Raw genomic sequence first — 17,143 nt, 5'->3', positions numbered from 1 at the left:
TCCAGATTAACATCGAGCAAAGGGATGAAAGCATGAAAAACCTTATCATTGCGATTGGAATGATTGCGACCCTCGCGTCCTGCACTCAGACAGAGAAAGGGACCGTAATCGGCGCGGGTACCGGCGCCCTTATCGGGGGAGTGGTCAGCGACAGCTGGGGCGGTGCGGCTATCGGCGCTGTGGCCGGGGGGCTCATGGGTAACCTGATTGGTCGTTCCCAGGATCGCCAAGGCTATTGTATCTATCGTGATCGCTATGGCCGCCGGTACGAAGCCCGCTGCCAATGACAGCAGACCAGGTGTCCGATTGCGCGACCTCCAAGCATAGCAATCGCTAGCGAAGGATCAGGCGCACTCACCACCTTTCAGCCCCCCTCGCCGCGTTGCGATATCGCAACCGCGCCACGATGCCTGCCGCGCATTTTCAACGGGCTCGTTCCATATTCGCGGCTGTAGGCGCGAGAAAAGGCCGAGAGGCTGTCGAAGCCGCAGCGAAGCGCGATCTCGCGGATCGGGCTGCCCGAATCGCGCACAAGCCGATGGGCGACCTGAAGGCGCAGGCGCAGGTAATAGGCGCCGGGGCTGGTCGAAAGGCCCTTTGAAAACAGAGACTCCAGCTTTCGCTGCGACACGGACAGGCGACGTGCGAGCGCAGAAACGGTGAGAGGCCGTTCGAGCGTGCGCTCCATAAGGCGGATCGCCCCCGCCAGACCGGGATCAAGGGTCTCCATCCGCCCGAGAGAGACCACCGGCTGAACGTCCGTCGCGCTGTGGGTCTGGTCGTAGACAAAGATGCTGGCGACATCGAGCGCCAAGGCGGAGCCGAGCCGTTGGGTGATGAGATGCAGCATCATGTCGAAAGTCGGCGATGCGCCGCCGGAGGTCCAGAATTTTCCATCGGTGACGAAGCGATCACCCAGCACCGTCAATGCCGGGAATGCCTGGCTGAAATCTTCCAGCTCTTCCCAGTGGGCTGTCGCCTTGCGGCCGTTGAGGAGACCCGAGCGGCCGAGCAGCCAGCAACCCGATTCGATACCGGCCACAACGTCAAAATGGCGGGCGCACTCCTGAAGCGTCGCGATAAACCTGCTTCCGACATGCCTGTCGAGATTGAAGCCACCGATCGCCAGCAGGACATCGCCTTCGAGCGGCAAGGCGAACTTGCCGTCGACGGCAATCGGGATGCCACATGTCAGGGTGACTGGCTGACCGTCCCCCGACAACAGCCGCCAGCGAAAGACCTGGCGACCCGAGACCCGATTGGCAGCGCGCATCGGATCGAGCACAGAAGCCAGCGACATGATTGACGATTCTGGCAGAACGACAACCACGATATCGATCACAGATTGTATTTTCTCTGCGCCATCCATGCGCGAAATGTCAAATCTTTGGCGTAAAATGTCAATTGGGCAAGCGGCATTCAGGCATTATCAGGTGGCAATCGATCTCCCTTCGCGCGGCGCTGCAGCCCCGCGCAGAGACGTTCCCCTTTCCGCGAGATTGCCGGAACGGGCCGGATGGATGCATTTCCGCCGGCCCGTTTTTTTTATCCACGACCTTGAACGAGACCGGGAGCAAGGGCGTTACTGACACCCGCGCAGAAGCGCTGACGCTCACAGGCAGGCAGATCGTTGCCGCCTGGCAATGATCTCAACCTGTCCGAGCACTTGATATGTTCGTCGCAAACGACGCCGGTGGCGAGGCATAGGCGACGACGCAGTTACGGCCGGCGTCCTTCGCCTGGTAGAGCGCGGCATCGGCCATGCTGAAAAGTTCCTCCGAGCTACGTTCCCCGCGCCGGCCGGCGACAACGCCGATGCTGACGCTGAGAGCAACGCGATGACCATCGAAACGGATATCCAGTTGTTCGATTGCAAGGCGGAGCCGTTCGACGATGGCCTTTGCCTGTACTTCGTTCGTTTTCGGGAGGTAGAGCCCGAATTCTTCGCCTCCGAGCCGGGCGAAACAATCGGTCGAACGCAGGTTTGCGCGCACCGTTTCGGCAAAGGCGATCAGCGCTTTATCACCTGCCTGGTGGCCAAATCGGTCATTGATGCGCTTGAAGAAGTCGAGGTCCATAACCGCAAGGGCGTCGCCCTCGAAGCCGTAGCGTGGCAACTGCGACAGGAACCATCGGCGATTCCCCACCCCAGTCAGCATGTCCGTATCGGCCGTCCGCCGCAGCGCCGCCTCCGCACGCTCCTTGACGAGCACCAACGCAAAGAGCGCGATGGCGAAGTGGCTGATGATCAGCAGAAAGAAGGCGTAGGTCGTGGTGACCGGCAGAAATGCCGGCTTGAGCAGACCAACCACGACGGCAAGGCAGAGGGCGGCGCCGACCGCCAGAGACGCCGCAAAGATTGCCCGTACCGGCAACGGCTCATCCCTGCGGTCCCAGACGACTTTGAAGGCGGAGGCGGCGAGAAAGAGGAAAGCACCGGTGTTGAAGGCGGTTGCGCGTGCATAGTTGACGACGTGGAAATGCGTGATCAAGCCGACAACCGCCCCCGTCAAAGGAATAGCAAGCGCCAGCCAATCGGTTCGTTGCCGCCTTTGACCACTGAGGCGGCTTAGCCCGATCCAGAAGAGAGCGTAGCCGGTAAGGCCGAGCGTAAAACTCGAAAGCGTCCACAGAAATGCCGGCAGCAGCTTCTGCTCGCCATATCCTGCCAGCGTGGATGCCAAGGCGAGAAAAAGAAACCCGATTGCAAGAATCCCCAGCCCCTCATTCCGGGGCGATTGCCACCGGAGGTAAAGAAAGCACAGCGCGCCGACCAGGAAGGACGATTTGTGAGGCAGCAGCACAGTTGCGAGGTCAAGTTGGGCGGTCATGGATCCGGCTCGGACTGGTTGTTCGTCGTCGCGCCTCTACCGCATAGAGTTTAGGGATTACTAAATGAAAATGAGAAATCGGGCGCGAAAGCCTGAATTTCCGGCATATTGGCCACGCGGGCATCCCATAAGCGCGTGACATTTTCCCCGGAAGCTCGCCCGGCATGAAATTACATGTTGCAGGGCGTGGGTGAAGCGTGTATCTCCGGCGCCGTTGGCACGGAGTGTAGCGCAGTCTGGTAGCGCATCTGGTTTGGGACCAGAGGGTCGGGAGTTCGAATCTCTCCACTCCGACCAACTAAATCCCCGAAAATATTTATCTATTCGTCGACTGCAGCATTGGTATGCGCCGGTCTGCGGACGCTTTCGGCATCTGTTGTACCACGATCGTCGGGCTCAGCGACGCCATTAGCCACCTCGGCGCCGGCACCCCATCGATAACCGCTGACAGAATACGGGCGAAAAGCCAGATTTATCCGTCTGAAAGTCATTCCGTTTTAAATCATTCTGCGCTATGGGATGACGCATGTTGGGGTGAGAAAACGCTTCAGCAGCGAAATAATGGAGCCGTTCGAGACCATGTCCGCAAAGATCTACCGTCCAGCAAAGACCGCCATGCAGTCTGGCAAAGCCAAGACGAATCTGTGGCTGCTGGAGTTTGATCAGGAAAAGCCGCGCACCATCGACCCGGTCATGGGCTATACCAGCTCGGGCGATACGCTGCAGCAGTTGCGACTGACTTTCGAAAGCGCGGAGCAGGCCATCGCCTATGCCGAGCGCAACGGCATCGAGTACCGCGTCATCGCCCCGAAGGAGGCGACCCGCAAGACTGTGTCCTACCCGGACAATTTCCGTTTCAGCCGGATGCAGCCCTGGACCCATTGAGGTCCTCGAGCCGTTTTCGACGGGCCCTGCCCGCAACGGCCCCTTAGCTCAGTTGGATAGAGCACCTGCCTTCTAAGCAGGTTGTCGCAGGTTCGAATCCTGCAGGGGTCGCCACCTACCTCCTGTGTCCATACCGGAGACATAGGTACCAATTTGTACCTAAGACATGGGTGACAACCTCGTGCCGAACGGGTTGTCGATGGTTTGCAAAGTCCTCTGTTCCAGGTCGATATATCCGAGATCATAGTGCATGAAGCTGACGAGCCAAATGCCGTCATCGACTTCTTTTATTCCCAGTCTCTGGCCTGCCATGACGATCGAGATGTTGATCTTCTTTCGGTACATGCAGATGCGTCCGCAATTGGTGACAAGCGCGTCCCTGTCGTGGAAAGGGTAGTCGATGTCAGGCAGGCCGGTATAGGCTTTGGACGATGCGGAATAGACGTCTGCCGGGCTCTTCATGGCCAGTGCCTCATGCGGACGTTCCCTATTGAATTCGTTGAGGAAGCTGTCGAAACGGGCCTGCTGCTGCAGCATGTTCGTCTGGGGCGGGCGCGTGGCTTCCTTTTTGAGTGTCAGATGCATGCGTTCGTGCCGGCCGTTCTGTTGCGGGTGGCCCGGCCTGATGCGCTCGATGGCAATGCCGAGCCTCAACCACCAGACAGAGAGCTTCGACAGATTATAGAGGCCGTTCGGACTGGCGAAGGGGACGCCGTTGTCGCTTCTGATCGCGTTCGGCAGGCCACGCTCGGCAAACAGCCGGCGAAAGGCCTCGAAGACGGCGGCTTCCTTCGTCGATTCGAAAGCCTCGCAGGCAAGCAGCTAGCGCGAGGCCTGGTCGGTGACCGTCAAAGGGTAACGGTAGCGACCGTTGCCGAGCTTGAACTCGCCCTTGAAATCAACACACCAGAGTTCGTTCGGCGCAAGCGGATGTGAAAGCGCCGTGCCTTCGGCCTTGCTGCGGCAACGCCTGCGGGCATGGGTAACCAACCCGTGGCGATCGAGGATGGCATGCACGGTACTCGTCGAGGGGATGCGCATGTCGCCGGCAAGCCTGCGGACCAGCAACTCCCTGATCTTGCGCGCTCCCCAATGCGGCTTGTCCTTCTTCGAAGACACGATCAGCGCCTCGACCTGAGCCTGCAACTGGTTGGCATATCGAACCGGACGCCGCGACCGATCCGTCAGTGCCTCCAGACCGTCATCCTTGTAGCGGTTGAAAATCTTGTATCCGGTTTTACGCGAGATGCCGAACTCCCGGCACACATCGCTCATCCCTTCGCCCTCAAGCAGACGGGCGACAAAGCGTAGACGTTCCTCCATAACCGAAGTCTCTCTCCACGGCATCAACACCTCCCGCAAAGCGAAAAGTGTTACCCATGTCTTAGGTACAAAACGTCACCTATCTCTCAGGTCGGACATCCATGGAATCGCAAATTTTTCTGGACTCGGATTCGTCAGAGAATGACACAAGCCAGGACGTCCCGGAATCAGGCTCCCGAGAATCACCCGAATATTCCCGGAAAAATCCCGTACAGGTCGCCGGTAGATTTTGCCGAGGCGCGCTGCGCAATCAGTTCAAGAGCCGTTAGTCGCCTCGGCGCTCCGGCAGAGTGGCCGTCCGAGACTGGTTGGGCGCCGACTACAACGCACAAGACCGTCGATCTTGCATCAGCATTGCCGGCTCTCGGCTGGCGGTAGATCACAACTCTGGTTTCGTTACGCTGAACGATCGGACGCTCAGGGAACTGACGGCGGATGCGCGATCCCCTGGTAGTAGTCACCTTCACCACCACCCATGTACTCGTTCGTGTAGCGTTCCCTTTCGTCACCCAAGGTCAGCGCCGGGGGACGATAGTAACCGTATGCACCGTAGAGCGGCACCGGCTCCACGTACACGCTGCCCATCGGCATGGGATCAACATAGACGCCGCCGGGTACCGGCTCATAATAGTCGTTCTCGGCAAAAGCCGGCACCGTAGTCCCAGCAAGGGTGATGACAAATGCGACCCATGACATCTTCGTGGAAATTTTCATGGCGTTGCTCCCATCTCCGGCGGGTTTTCAGCCCCGCCTTACGAGATACAGGCAGCCTCCGCCCGCGGGCTTACGCTGCCTGGCAAGAGTAACGCCTGATCGCTGAAACCGTTCCACAAATCAGTGCGGTTCAATGTGGCAAATTTGATGCTCTTTTGCCTTGGTCCCAGCGGCTGGCTGGGCGCCCGAGCAGCCCGCGGAAGCCCTGATCGAGTTGGCGCATAACAATTGGCTCGCAGCTGACGCCAACGTCTCAGTTTCAAGGCCAAAGCCGCGCAATGATTCCATGCGCTGCAGCGGCCGTCGGCGCCTGAAGGGACGCGCGGCGATGCCCGGCTTGAGGAGCAACATGCCTTCCGACGCTCAGCGCGGTACTGCCGGCTCAGCGGTTCGGCGAACGCCCAGCGCATAGAGCGCGGCTGGAAGCATCTCAATTCGGTTGCAATTGGTCGGGTACAACTGAGTCGATAGACTGTTTCCCCTTCAGAGAAAGGACCTTTCATGACCTCAAGATTGCGTGTCGGCGTGCTCTTCGGCGGCCAATCCTCAGAGCATGACGTTTCCATTCTTTCGGCGCGTAACGTCGTGAAGGCCATAGACCCGAACACATACGAGGTCGTGCCGATCCTCATCGACCGGACCGGTCAATGGCTGTTGATAGAAACGGTACAAGGCACCCTGCCCGCCGCCATGGCCTATTCAGGCACCAAGGTTTGCCTGGTTCCCGGCGGGCGCGGTCGCCTGCTCGCATTCGACGCGCCTGCGCAGGCGGCTCATCCGCCAGCAATCGATATCCTGTTTCCCGTCCTGCACGGATTGCATGGCGAGGATGGGTCGACGCAGGGTCTCGCGCAGGCTTGCAACATTCCATTGGTCGGCTGCGGCATCCTCGGATCAGCGAACGCCATCGACAAGGACATGACCAAGCGACTGCTGCGCGAAGCGGGACTGCCGGTTGCCCGCTCTGTCACCGTCCGACCCGGCCAACGTCCAGCCTATGAGGACATAGCGGCCGCGCTCGGACAGACGGTGTTCGTCAAACCTGCGCGGCAGGGGTCGTCGGTCGGGGTCAGCAAAGCGCGCTCGGCCGAAGAACTGCGAGACGCGCTCGACGAAGGCTTCAAGTTCGATACGAAGGTTCTGATCGAAGAGTTCGTAAAGGCACGGGAAATCGAGTGTGCCGTGCTCGAAAGGCCGGACGGAGCCTTGATGGTTTCCGTTCCGGGCGAGATCGCAGCCAATGCCAGCCACGGTTTTTACACCTACGAGGCAAAATACATCGACGAAGATGGCGCCGCAATCAGCGTGCCGGCAGTCTTGCCAGATGAGGTCACGCAACGCTTGCGGGATATGGCCGAAAAAGCGTTCATCGCGCTTGGCTGCGAAGGGCTCGCTCGCGTCGACTTTTTTGTTCGTGCCGATATGAGCGCGGTGATCAACGAGGTCAACACCATGCCGGGCTTTACCGATATCAGCATGTACCCGAAGGCGATGGCCGCAAGCGGCATCCCCTATCCAGAGCTTGTCGGCCTGTTGATCGAGCACGGATTGGCGAGAGCCAAAGCGGCTCACTAGCCATTTTCAGGCTGCAGCATCGCGTGGCGTAACGCTTCGCGCTCATGGCCAAAATCCGAAAACGCGACCATTTTCGCGACCGCTACTTCCCGTAGCAAAGATATTCGGCTAGGACGGTTGCGCAGCAAACCACGCTGTCTTTCCTGGAGTTCTGCTTTGCCTTTGTAAACCCCGGTCTCGCTTGTTTCACCACGCACACCCGATAGCGATCATCGCTGTCGGATCGCATTTCAATGCGTTCGTCGAGGTGACGGTTCGAGACCGGAATGGCATTGCCGACCTGTCGCTGCATGAAACTTCGTGCGGATCGAACCATCACCAAAACGCTGCCAGACCGCGTCCCCTGAACGGGTGCTCAAACCGTCGTCTTGATGGACTTCCAATCGGAAGAACCAGACGACATGTCTCACACAGTCCTGGTCCAATGGACCATCACGCCGACAATCGCGCCACGTCCCTGGCTCGCCTGCAATCGCTGCCGAACGACGCGGCCATTCCAGACGAGCGGCAAGACGCGCCTCAATGCCAATGGCCGGCGGTTGGACGCCTGGCTGATCTATCGCTGCGGCAGTTGCGACAGCACCTGGAACCGTCCCATCTTCGAGCGGCGACATGTCGGCGATATCGACCAGGCGACGCTGCACGCGCTGCAGAACAACGATGACGGCTGGATCGAGAAAGTCGCCTTCGATATCGACGGATTGCGCCGGGATGCGGGGCGTGTCGAAGAATTCGCCGAGTTCCGTTTGCGAAAGACGATTCTGAAGGCGGCAGTCGAACCAGCCCAGCACCTGGAGATCGCTCTCAACCTGGAAATGAAAACAATGCTCAGAACGGAGAGGCTGCTCTCGATGGAACTCGGCCTGTCACGCAAACGGATCGCCGTGCTTGAACAGACTGGGCGCATTTCCATGACACCATCGGGCAAGAACGCGTTGCGACGGCCGGTGAAGGACGAAATGCGCGTCACCATCGACCTTGCAAGCGAAGCCGATCGCAATGCGATCCTCAGCCGCGCCGGACCTTAGCCAGGGATTGCGTGAGGCGTCGGCGGCGGTCTGGGCGTGAATGGTGCGGATGTCCCCACCGCGAAGAGGGTTGCGAAGCCATCGGAGCCTTCCTTCCCCCTGCAGCACCGCGAGTCTTCTAGGCGCGCAAAGGTCGCTGTCGCATTTTGAATTGCGGCATGTTTTTATCCGTAAACCGGCTACGACTTAAGGAAACACGCAGCAGTTCTCCTCAGAACTTCACGCCGATGCCGACCGTGAATTGATGCTGGTCGAGGTCGACATTGACGCCGCCGATGTCCTTGTCGCCATAGTCGTTGTATCGGTACTCGGCCCGGCCGAACAGGCTGTCGGTGAAGGCGTAGTCGACGCCGGCGCCGATCGTCCAACCATTGAAGGTTTCCTTTTCCTTGGAAGCCCCCGGCACGTCGACGAAGCCGCGCGTAATCGCCCAGCCGCCCGTCGCATAGAGCAACGCCTTGTCGTTGACAGTGTAGCCGAGACGGCCGCGGACGGAGCCGGACACATCGGTTCCAACCTCCGGAGCAGCGCCGAAGATATCAAAGGTCTTGTCGTTCCAATTGTAGCTGACATCGCCCTCGATACCGTAGACCCAGTCGCCTTGCTGATAGTTGAAGCCCGCAAATGCGCCGAGAAGGCCGCCGTTGAAATCCTGCGAAGCGCTTGCACCTGCAGCGCTGAAATCGCCATTGAGCCAACCGCCGCCTCCTTGCAGACCGACATAACCGCCGGTCCACACGAAGGTGGGCGCGGCTTCCACCAGCGGTGCAGGCTCAAGGTTTTCGGTCAGATCAGCAGCCGACGCAGCCGGCGCAAAAGCGGCAGCGGCAAAGATTGCAACAAGCACATGCCTGATCATCACAGATGCTCCTGTTGGTCCGATAGAAAGATTACCAACATATGTAGGGCGCGTCTGCCGAAAAGGCTCGCTACAGGGCGAGAATAATAAGATGCGCTGCCAAATCAAATCATCGGATCAGCCGGGCGGGATGAGATCAGGGCTTTGATGCGGTCGATCAATTGCCGCCGATTCGAGCGCCTTCCAGCCGGTCGCCTGGCTTGATGCCCAGCCGCTTGACGGTGCCGGCGTTGAGTTCCAGCACGAACGCCACCGGCACGCGCGAATCGATGATCGCCTCGGAGAATGGCACCGCATTCTCATGGACCGTGCGAACGACACCTCTCTTGTCGGCAAACAGCATGTCGAGTGCCAGATGAGTGTTTTTCATCCACATCATGACACGGCGCGTTTCGCCGAAATCAAACAGCATTCCGTGATCGGGCGCCATCGAACGGCGAAACATCAGCCCCTGCTCCCGCTGATCCGCGTCGATGGCGAGTTCGACCGTCAGCTCGTGGCTCTTGTTGTCGGCTGTCACCAGCCGCATCCTGTCGGTCGTGAACGTAACGTCCGCAAGCGCGGCAACGGCAAACAATACGAGCGACAAAAAAAGCGCCATGGCGGCGCTTCTTGCAGAAAAGGTTCGAACCATCGTCATTAGTGCGAGCGGCTCGTCGGCGTTGGGCCATCTGGGTGGATCTCCGCCGCCATCAAACCCTTTTCACCGTCGCCGAAGCGCACCAGAACCACCTGTCCGGGGCGCAGCTCCGTCAGGCCGAAACGACGAAGCGTTTCCATGTGAACGAAGATATCCTCCGTACCTTCACCGCGCGTCAGGAAGCCGAAGCCCTTGGTTCGGTTGAACCACTTGACCAGCACGCGCTCAAGACCGCTCGTCGGTGTGACCTGCACGTGGGTCCTGATCGGCGGCAGCTGCGAAGGATGAATGGCAGTCGACTGATCCATCGATAGAATCCGGAAGGCCTGATAGCCACGGTCGCGCTTCTGGATGAGCGCCACGACCCGGGCACCTTCCAGCACCGTCTGATAACCGTCGCGCCTGAGGCAGGTCACGTGCACCAGCACGTCTTGCATGCCGTTGTCAGGCACGATGAAGCCGAAGCCCTTGGCGACATCGAACCATTTGATCACGCCGGTGATTTCGACGAGGTCGAGGGCGTCGCTGCCAAAGTCGTCATCCTGCATGACGTCTTTTGAAGATGTCCTATCCGCCATTCTCTCCCAGCCCCTCGTTTACGCGCGACTACTGACTACGGTTAACTGATTCTTATTGACCAGAATAACATCGTCCCGCCGCTGATGCGCAAGACCCTCGGCGTATTTTGGCCCAGGTCAAATGTACGGACACAGCCTTGCCTCTGGCTTGCTGGCAGATAAGTATACGCCATCTTCTTCGAAACAGGGACATTGCAATGCGTTATCTGCACACGATGGTTCGCGTCAAAAATCTGGACGACGCCTTGAAATTCTACTGCACGCTCTTCGGCCTCAGCGAAATCCGCCGCTATGAGAACGAAAAGGGCCGGTTTACGCTCGTCTTCCTGGCCGCTCCCGGCGATCTGGACCGGGCAAAGGGCGAATTGTCCCCCTGCCTCGAACTTACCTACAATTGGGATAGCGAGGATTATACAGGCGGGCGCAACTTCGGTCACCTAGCTTATGAGGTGGACGACATTTACGGCTTTTGCCAGCGTCTGATGGACAACGGCGTGACCATCAACCGCCCGCCGCGCGACGGACACATGGCCTTCGTGCGCTCGCCCGACGGCATTTCGATCGAGATCCTGCAGAAGGGCGACAACCTGCCGGCTCAGGAGCCCTGGGCCTCCATGGCCAACACCGGCGCCTGGTAAGCCTCGCACAATTCTAGCCGCCGATGATTGATGTCTGCAGCCGGCAATTCCGGCTTCGCACAGTCGAGTCGCGGATCCCAGGAAATGATGAATGATCCGAGGCCCGGCACCGACACCGGGCCTTCGCATGCTGGGCGCATGTGGGCTCAAGGTTAGCGCCAGTTTACAAATCACGTATCGTTCAGTAACTTTCCGCGCGAAACGTTGATACGGGGTCCTATCCGCGATGGCTCGTGGCGATGGCTCCTTGACTGTATTTGGCCTAATCCTTCCCGCAGCGATCCGTTTGGCCCGCTGCGCGAAATTCGTGTTTGTTTGTTCTGAGCGATGTTTCGGAACTGGGACTTAATGCATGGAAAGGTGACGATCTCATCGACCATGCACGGAGAGCGGGGATAGGACGTTGCAACATCGGGAAACGAAGAGGGCGCTGCTGTCGTCTATCAGCCGCGCAGCCGCGATATCTGTTTCACTGTTCGCCCTAGGCGGGTGCGTCTCTGCTGTCGCCGATAGTGAAGCGGCAAATGCGCTGACGGTCGAGCAAACGCAGGAATCGCTGCAGGTCGCCGATTCGTCCCAGGCTGGCGCTGCGGTTCGCGACGCCCAGGTGTCGGCTGTCGGCAGCAGTCCGCAGGCAGCGCAAGCCAATGGCACCCTCGCTCCAGGGCAAGATCCCGCGCAGCAAGGCGGACCGCTCGCCATGCAGAGCACGGCTTTGCGTGCAGCCTCTTCCAGCATCTACGGCCAGGCTCCGACAGCTGGCGCACAGGCGGCAACCGGGGGCGCTCAGCCGCAGGCAACGGGCTCGATCCCTGCGACAGGCGCCGCCCAGCCGACCGTGAACGCAACGACGAACAGTCTCTTCGGCACCAGCCCGGCACAGCTGCAACCACAACCACAAACCCAACCGATCATCCAACCCAAGCAGGGCGCCCTGAACGAGACCGACGGTGCGCCTTCCGATACGGCCGTGATGGCTTACGCCGCCCCGGAAGGAACCACCCTTCCCGCCTCGGTGCCGCTGCCTTTGAGCGCGCAGGCCGCCATCGGCGGCAAGACGTCACGTGTGCTGCAGCCGGTGCAGGCCGCAGAGCAGGCACAGCCAGCAACCGACCTGGCTCAGGCCGCAACGATATCTCCAGACGACAAGAGCAGCGAAAACAATAAGAAAGAGGTTCCCAAGGCTTGGACGCTTGCGAGCCTCTTTGCTGGAAAGCGCAAAGACAAGCAGCAGCAGGAGACGGCGCGGGCAGCCCAGCCGGCCGAAAAGAAGACCATCACCACAAGCAACGCCAGCCAACCGCAGATGGCGTCGCTTGCCTATAGCAGCCTGCCCGGCGTCAAGATGAGCCCGCTGTTCAGCGTCGCACATGAAGACCATGCGGCTGACGAAGAGGACGCACCGGTTCAGGTCGCATCGCTTTCCGGCCTTGCTCGGCTCGCGCCAAGCGGCCTTATTCTGCAGACCGAAAAGGTGGATGCGGGCTGTTTCAAGCCCGAGCTGATGCAGATGCTGAAGCAGGTCGAAACGCATTACGGCCGACAAGTCATGGTGACGTCGGGACTGCGCCCGATCAAGGTCAACCGCGCCAAGCAGTCGCTGCATACGCGCTGCGAAGCAGCCGACATTCAGGTCCAGGGCGTCAGCAAATGGGAATTGGCCGATTTTCTACGCAGCATTCCCGGGCGAGGCGGTGTCGGTACCTACTGTCATACGGAATCGGTCCATATCGACATTGGCGCCCAGCGCGACTGGAACTGGCGCTGCCGCCGCGGCAAGGGCTGAACGCAAGCCTTTGTTTCCATGAGTTAATCCACAGGCGCTCTGTATTTTTCCCCAACCTGTGCATTTTTTACAGAAAAATGAAAATTGCCGCTTGCGGTGATCAAAACGCCTGACTATAAGACGCCCACACAGCAAGTGCGCCCTTCGTCTATCGGTTAGGACACCAGATTTTCATTCTGGGAAGAGGGGTTCGACTCCCCTAGGGCGTGCCACTGTGATCCTCTCCCCCTACATGATTTCCTTGTTCGAGACCGGCGGGTTTTGCGTCGAGAACCCGATGTGCGCTCGTCGAAGCCCCCTCCTTGACACAGCAAGCGCACCACAGGGTTTCCGATTTTTTTCACAGGAAAAGCACGCGAATTTCCAGATTAGCGCTTGCAGTCTACAATGGCGCTGACTATAAGGCGCGCACACAGCAAGTGCGCCCTTCGTCTATCGGTTAGGACACCAGATTTTCATTCTGGGAAGAGGGGTTCGACTCCCCTAGGGCGTGCCACTGTGATCCACTTCCCCACCACACTTATTTCCGATTTAGCCCGGTTGCGGCGACCGCCCGCCTCTTCGCTTCGACGATGAGCGCCGCATTCTTAGCCCTTGATTCTTCCGGCATTTTTCACAGAAAAACCTTGAAAATATCAACATTAGCGCTTGCAGCCGGAAAGAGTGCTGACTATAAGACGCCCACACAGCAAGTGCGCCCTTCGTCTATCGGTTAGGACACCAGATTTTCATTCTGGGAAGAGGGGTTCGACTCCCCTAGGGCGTGCCACTGTGACCCTTCCCGGACATTGTTGCGATTTGGTCTGCCCGCCATCACGGGGCCGGAAACGTCCGCATTCCAATCCCGGCAAACAAAGTGCTCCCTCGCCTGCCATGCCGTACCCTCACGGCTCACAAGCAGAGTCGTGCCTGCGGAAACAGTTCCGTTCAAGCCGCACCACAGATCGAGAGAAATCGAGGTTCGCGCGCAGGTTTGCCGGCTAGAATGCCTTGGCAGCATCACTGACGCGCAGCTGGACGCGACGCTGGCCCTGCCAGAGATCGGCTGAAACCGAGCCGGCAACGTGGATCGATGCACCGCGGCTGGCAAACAGGAAGTCGCCGAGCGGCGTTTCCACTGCCCGGAAAGCGATGCCGTCGAGGCGACTGCCATCCTGGCCCTCAAGCGTCACCTTGATGTGGTTGGCCCCGACCTGACGGCAGTCGCGCAGCCGATGCGACGGGAAGGCAAAGACAGGCTGTGGATGGGCGGAGCCATAGGGGCCCGCCTGCTCCAAGAGATCGATCAGTTCCAATGTTGCGCCCGACGCACCCAGCGCACCATCGACCTTGAGCGTCTGCACCGCAACGAGATCACGGACAGCCGCCTCGGCTTTCTCCTCAAAGAATTGCCGCAACCGGCCGAGGTTTGGCCGCTCGACCGTCAAGCCGGCCGCCATTGCATGGCCGCCGCCCTTCACCAACAATCCGCCATCGACGGCGGCACGAACCATCTTGCCCATATCGAAGCCGGCGATCGACCGGCCTGATCCCGTGCCGCGACCATTCGGATCAAAGGCAATGGCAAAGGTTGGACGGCGGAACTTTTCCTTGATCCTTGCTGCAATCAGCCCGACGATGCCCGGGTGCCAGTTCTCTCGCGCCGTCACGATCACAGAGGCACCCTCGCCCGTCCCGTATTCGGCCAGAACTTCCGCTTCCGCCTCGGCCAGCATCGCGGCTTCCATTGCCTGCCGTTCGCGGTTGAGCTCGTCGAGCCGAGCTGCGATCGTTTCCGCGGCAGCGCTGTCCTCCATCGTCAGGAGGCGACTACCAAGCGCCGCGTCACCGATGCGTCCGCCGGCATTGATGCGCGGTCCGACCAGAAAGCCGAGATGATAAGGCGTCACCGGACCACCGATGGCCGCCTTGCGCAATAGCGCCGCCAGCCCGACATTGCCCATGTGTCGCGCTGCAATCAGTCCCTTGACGACATAGGCGCGATTGAGCCCCTTTAGCGGCACCACGTCACACACCGTCGCAAGCGCCACGAGATCGAGCTGCGCCAGCAGATCGAAGGATGCGACGCGCGCGTCACCGGTGGCGCGCAGCACGCGCACCGCGTTGACGAGAACGAGATAGACGACGCCGGCCGCGCAAAGGTGTCCCTGGCCGGAGAGATCGTCCTCCCGGTTGGGGTTAACGAGCGCATGGCACGGCGGCAGCGTCGCGCCAACCTGGTGGTGGTCGATGACGACGACGTCGATGCCGCGCTTCGCGGCGACGGCCAGTGATTCATGGCTGGTCGAGCCACAGTCGACGGTGACGATCAGCTTCGCCCCGTTGTCGATCAGTTGCTCGATCGCCTGCGGATTGGGGCCGTAGCCTTCGAATATCCGGTCGGGGATATAGATCTCGACTTCGAGCCCGAAATGCGCGAGAAAGCGCGCCATGAGCGCCGACGACGCTGCGCCATCGACATCATAATCGCCAAAGACGACCACCTTCTCGCGCCGGGAAATCGCCAACGACAGGCGTTCTGCCGCCTTGCGGCAATCGGTCAAGGTGTCCGGGTCGGGCATCAGCGCGCGAAGCGTCGGGTCGAGGAAGGTTGCGGCATCGTCGAGCGAAACGCCACGTCCGGCCAGCACCCGGCCGATCAGATCGGAATAGCCGTGGACCTGGCTGATCGCCAGCGCCCGGTTCTGGCCGGCCTGATCGAGACGCGACACCCAGCGTTGACCGCTGATCGATCGTTCCACGCCCAGGAATGCTCGCTGTATCGGATCTACCGGTTCTTCCATACTGCTCATCCGTCCAAAATCTTCTCGTTCTTAGCGAACGACGCGCGCCAGCAAAACCCGGCATAAAAAAGGCCCCACCGATGCCAGTGATCGATGGGGCCCTTTCTCAACAGTTTTGCCGGGAATCAGGCCGCCTTCGGCCGCTCGATGCGGATTACCTGCGGTTCACCGACCAGATAGCCTTCACTCTTGATCGCCACGATCGCATCGCGCACCGAATGCTCGGCGGTCGCGTGCGTCACGAGAATGATCGTCTGCGGCTCGTCCGATTCTTTCGGATGCTTGGAATGCTGCATGATCGATTCCAGCGAAATGCCGTTTTCGGCCATGCGCGATGCGATGCTTGCGAACACGCCGGTTCGATCGACGACCTTCAGGCGGATGAAATAACCGCCTTCATGGCTCTGGATCTGGGCGCGCTTGTAGGGCAGCAGCGCATTGGTCGGACGACCGAATGCCGGCACATGCTGGGCACCCGGGCGGCTCTTGGCGATATCGGCGACATCACCGAGAACGGCGGATGCCGTAGCGTTGCCGCCGGCACCGGGGCCGACCATCAGCAACTCGCCGAGAATATCCGATTCGATCGCCACCGCATTGGTGACGCCGTCGACCTGGGCGATCACCGAATCATAGGGGACCATCGTCGGATGCACGCGCTGCTCGATGCCGCTTTCGGTGCGTTGGGCGACACCAAGAAGCTTGATCCGGTATCCGAGATCGGCCGCGGCATTGATATCGTCGATGGAAATGTTGGTGATGCCTTCGAGGTAGATGTCGTCAGCAGCAATTGCAGTGCCGAAGGCAAGGCTCGTCAGGATCGACAGCTTGTGCGCCGTATCATTGCCTTCGATGTCGAAAGCCGGGTCAGCCTCGGCATATCCGAGCCGCTGGGCTTCCTTCAGGCAGGCCTCGAAGGACAGCCCTTCCTTTTCCATCTTGGTCAGGATGTAGTTGCAGGTGCCGTTCATGATCCCATAGACGCGCGAGATCGTGTTGCCGGTCATGGATTCGCGCAGGGCCTTGATGACCGGAATGCCACCGGCCACGGCCGCTTCGTAGTTGAGCAGCGCGCCCTTGTTCTCCGCGATCGCTGCAAGCTCGATGCCGTGGGCTGCCAGCAGCGCCTTGTTGGCGGTGACGACATGGATGCCACGGCCAAGCGCCGTCTTGACGGCGGCATAGGCCGGATCGCCGGAGCCGCCCATCAGCTCGATGAAAACATCGATATCGGCATTGGCAGCGAGCGAAACCGCGTCCTCGAACCAGGTCGCGTTGGAAAGATCGACGCCACGATCCTTGGAGCGGTCACGCGCCGTGACTGCTGTAATCTCGATTGCCCTGCCACATGTCGTTGCCAGCATCTCGCGACGATCCTGGAGGATCCGCACGAGCGAGGCACCGACGGTACCCAAGCCCGCAATGCCAATTTTGAGGGCATCTGCCATAGCCATTTCCTAACATGTGAAGGCGCCCCGCCAGAACGGCGGGGCCGTGGTGGAA

14 protein-coding genes, 5 tRNA genes and 1 pseudogene are annotated in these 17,143 nt (G+C 59.9%); 11 read left to right on the top strand and 9 right to left on the bottom strand.

Annotated features, from left to right (window positions below):
* Positions 1–32: 32 nt before the first annotated feature.
* The gene (locus tag HT585_RS20985; RefSeq protein ID WP_176354844.1) at positions 33–287 is read left to right on the top strand and encodes a glycine zipper domain-containing protein; all 255 of its coding nucleotides are present in this window, start codon (positions 33–35) and stop codon (positions 285–287) included.
* A gap of 77 nt (positions 288–364) precedes the next feature.
* On the opposite strand, the gene HT585_RS20980 is transcribed toward HT585_RS20985, so the two are convergent.
* Both HT585_RS20980 and HT585_RS20975 read right to left on the bottom strand, forming a co-directional pair.
* Positions 365–1,369, bottom strand: coding sequence for a GlxA family transcriptional regulator (locus HT585_RS20980; protein ID WP_176354771.1), 1,005 nt, complete (start codon positions 1,367–1,369; stop codon positions 365–367).
* 280 nt (positions 1,370–1,649) lie between these two features.
* Entirely contained in the window at positions 1,650–2,831 is a 1,182-nt protein-coding gene (locus HT585_RS20975) for a GGDEF domain-containing protein (RefSeq protein WP_176354770.1), read from the bottom strand.
* A gap of 220 nt (positions 2,832–3,051) precedes the next feature.
* Between HT585_RS20975 and HT585_RS20970 the strand changes: the two genes are divergently transcribed.
* The 3 genes from HT585_RS20970 (at position 3,052) to HT585_RS20960 (ending at position 3,830) form a co-directional block, all read left to right on the top strand.
* Positions 3,052–3,128: transfer RNA gene (locus HT585_RS20970), tRNA-Pro, on the top strand.
* A 282-nt stretch (positions 3,129–3,410) separates the two neighbouring features.
* Positions 3,411–3,716 (top strand): ETC complex I subunit, encoded by a 306-nt coding sequence (locus HT585_RS20965; protein ID WP_065781518.1) that lies wholly within the window; start codon positions 3,411–3,413, stop codon positions 3,714–3,716.
* Positions 3,717–3,753: 37 nt separating this feature from the next.
* Positions 3,754–3,830: transfer RNA gene (locus HT585_RS20960), tRNA-Arg, on the top strand.
* Between the two features lie 45 nt (positions 3,831–3,875).
* Here HT585_RS20960 and HT585_RS20955 read toward each other — a convergent pair.
* Positions 3,876–5,063, bottom strand: a pseudogene (locus HT585_RS20955) (IS481 family transposase).
* Positions 5,064–5,456: 393 nt separating this feature from the next.
* Positions 5,457–5,753 carry a hypothetical protein gene (locus HT585_RS20950; protein WP_176354769.1) on the bottom strand — a complete coding sequence of 99 codons (297 nt, stop codon included), beginning with the start codon at positions 5,751–5,753 and terminating at the stop codon, positions 5,457–5,459.
* A 501-nt stretch (positions 5,754–6,254) separates the two neighbouring features.
* On the opposite strand from HT585_RS20950, the gene HT585_RS20945 reads away from it, so the two are divergent.
* Together HT585_RS20945 and HT585_RS20940 are read left to right on the top strand one after the other, a co-directional pair.
* Positions 6,255–7,328, top strand: a complete 1,074-nt coding sequence (locus tag HT585_RS20945) for a D-alanine--D-alanine ligase family protein (protein ID WP_176354768.1) — start codon at positions 6,255–6,257, stop codon at positions 7,326–7,328.
* Positions 7,329–7,729: 401 nt separating this feature from the next.
* Complete coding sequence (locus HT585_RS20940) at positions 7,730–8,356, top strand: DUF1062 domain-containing protein (protein WP_176354767.1); 627 nt, start codon at positions 7,730–7,732, stop codon at positions 8,354–8,356.
* A gap of 211 nt (positions 8,357–8,567) precedes the next feature.
* On the opposite strand, the gene HT585_RS20935 is transcribed toward HT585_RS20940, so the two are convergent.
* From HT585_RS20935 to HT585_RS20925, 3 genes are all read right to left on the bottom strand, one after another.
* Entirely contained in the window at positions 8,568–9,215 is a 648-nt protein-coding gene (locus HT585_RS20935) for an outer membrane protein (protein ID WP_173419907.1), read from the bottom strand.
* A gap of 157 nt (positions 9,216–9,372) precedes the next feature.
* Entirely contained in the window at positions 9,373–9,855 is a 483-nt protein-coding gene (locus tag HT585_RS20930) for a DUF192 domain-containing protein (protein WP_176354766.1), read from the bottom strand.
* On the bottom strand, positions 9,855–10,433 hold the full coding sequence (locus HT585_RS20925) for a cold-shock protein (protein ID WP_077498237.1): 579 nt from the start codon (positions 10,431–10,433) through the stop codon (positions 9,855–9,857). The genes HT585_RS20930 and HT585_RS20925 overlap by 1 nt, the downstream gene beginning before the upstream one ends.
* A gap of 197 nt (positions 10,434–10,630) precedes the next feature.
* On the opposite strand from HT585_RS20925, the gene HT585_RS20920 reads away from it, so the two are divergent.
* The 5 genes from HT585_RS20920 (at position 10,631) to HT585_RS20900 (ending at position 13,626) form a co-directional block, all read left to right on the top strand.
* Positions 10,631–11,071 (top strand): VOC family protein, encoded by a 441-nt coding sequence (locus tag HT585_RS20920; protein WP_176354765.1) that lies wholly within the window; start codon positions 10,631–10,633, stop codon positions 11,069–11,071.
* 403 nt (positions 11,072–11,474) lie between these two features.
* Positions 11,475–12,857 carry a YcbK family protein gene (locus HT585_RS20915; RefSeq protein ID WP_176354764.1) on the top strand — a complete coding sequence of 461 codons (1,383 nt, stop codon included), beginning with the start codon at positions 11,475–11,477 and terminating at the stop codon, positions 12,855–12,857.
* 137 nt (positions 12,858–12,994) lie between these two features.
* Positions 12,995–13,069, top strand: a tRNA-Glu gene (locus HT585_RS20910).
* 209 nt (positions 13,070–13,278) lie between these two features.
* Positions 13,279–13,353 (top strand) — tRNA-Glu (locus HT585_RS20905).
* Between the two features lie 198 nt (positions 13,354–13,551).
* Positions 13,552–13,626: transfer RNA gene (locus HT585_RS20900), tRNA-Glu, on the top strand.
* A gap of 211 nt (positions 13,627–13,837) precedes the next feature.
* On the opposite strand, the gene recJ is transcribed toward HT585_RS20900, so the two are convergent.
* Together recJ and HT585_RS20890 are read right to left on the bottom strand one after the other, a co-directional pair.
* The gene (gene recJ / locus HT585_RS20895) at positions 13,838–15,640 is read right to left on the bottom strand and encodes a single-stranded-DNA-specific exonuclease RecJ (RefSeq protein ID WP_176354763.1); all 1,803 of its coding nucleotides are present in this window, start codon (positions 15,638–15,640) and stop codon (positions 13,838–13,840) included.
* Between the two features lie 125 nt (positions 15,641–15,765).
* Complete coding sequence (locus HT585_RS20890) at positions 15,766–17,088, bottom strand: homoserine dehydrogenase (protein WP_176354762.1); 1,323 nt, start codon at positions 17,086–17,088, stop codon at positions 15,766–15,768.
* Positions 17,089–17,143: the final 55 nt, after the last annotated feature.

This window comes from Ensifer oleiphilus, assembly GCF_013371465.1.
GTDB lineage: Bacteria > Pseudomonadota > Alphaproteobacteria > Rhizobiales > Rhizobiaceae > Ensifer > Ensifer oleiphilus.
This window is presented reverse-complemented; position numbering and strand designations above follow the sequence as displayed.

Coding starts and splice junctions, on each gene's coding strand:
- HT585_RS20975 (WP_176354770.1), bottom strand. CDS start 2,831: ATGACCGCCCAACTTGACCTCGCAACTGTGCTGCTGCCTCACAAATCG.
- HT585_RS20930 (WP_176354766.1), bottom strand. CDS start 9,855: ATGACGATGGTTCGAACCTTTTCTGCAAGAAGCGCCGCCATGGCGCTT.
- HT585_RS20985 (WP_176354844.1), top strand. CDS start 33: ATGAAAAACCTTATCATTGCGATTGGAATGATTGCGACCCTCGCGTCC.
- HT585_RS20935 (WP_173419907.1), bottom strand. CDS start 9,215: ATGATCAGGCATGTGCTTGTTGCAATCTTTGCCGCTGCCGCTTTTGCG.
- HT585_RS20965 (WP_065781518.1), top strand. CDS start 3,411: ATGTCCGCAAAGATCTACCGTCCAGCAAAGACCGCCATGCAGTCTGGC.
- HT585_RS20950 (WP_176354769.1), bottom strand. CDS start 5,753: ATGAAAATTTCCACGAAGATGTCATGGGTCGCATTTGTCATCACCCTT.
- HT585_RS20925 (WP_077498237.1), bottom strand. CDS start 10,433: ATGGCGGATAGGACATCTTCAAAAGACGTCATGCAGGATGACGACTTT.
- HT585_RS20890 (WP_176354762.1), bottom strand. CDS start 17,088: ATGGCAGATGCCCTCAAAATTGGCATTGCGGGCTTGGGTACCGTCGGT.
- recJ (WP_176354763.1), bottom strand. CDS start 15,640: ATGGAAGAACCGGTAGATCCGATACAGCGAGCATTCCTGGGCGTGGAA.
- HT585_RS20920 (WP_176354765.1), top strand. CDS start 10,631: ATGCGTTATCTGCACACGATGGTTCGCGTCAAAAATCTGGACGACGCC.
- HT585_RS20945 (WP_176354768.1), top strand. CDS start 6,255: ATGACCTCAAGATTGCGTGTCGGCGTGCTCTTCGGCGGCCAATCCTCA.
- HT585_RS20980 (WP_176354771.1), bottom strand. CDS start 1,369: ATGGATGGCGCAGAGAAAATACAATCTGTGATCGATATCGTGGTTGTC.
- HT585_RS20940 (WP_176354767.1), top strand. CDS start 7,730: ATGTCTCACACAGTCCTGGTCCAATGGACCATCACGCCGACAATCGCG.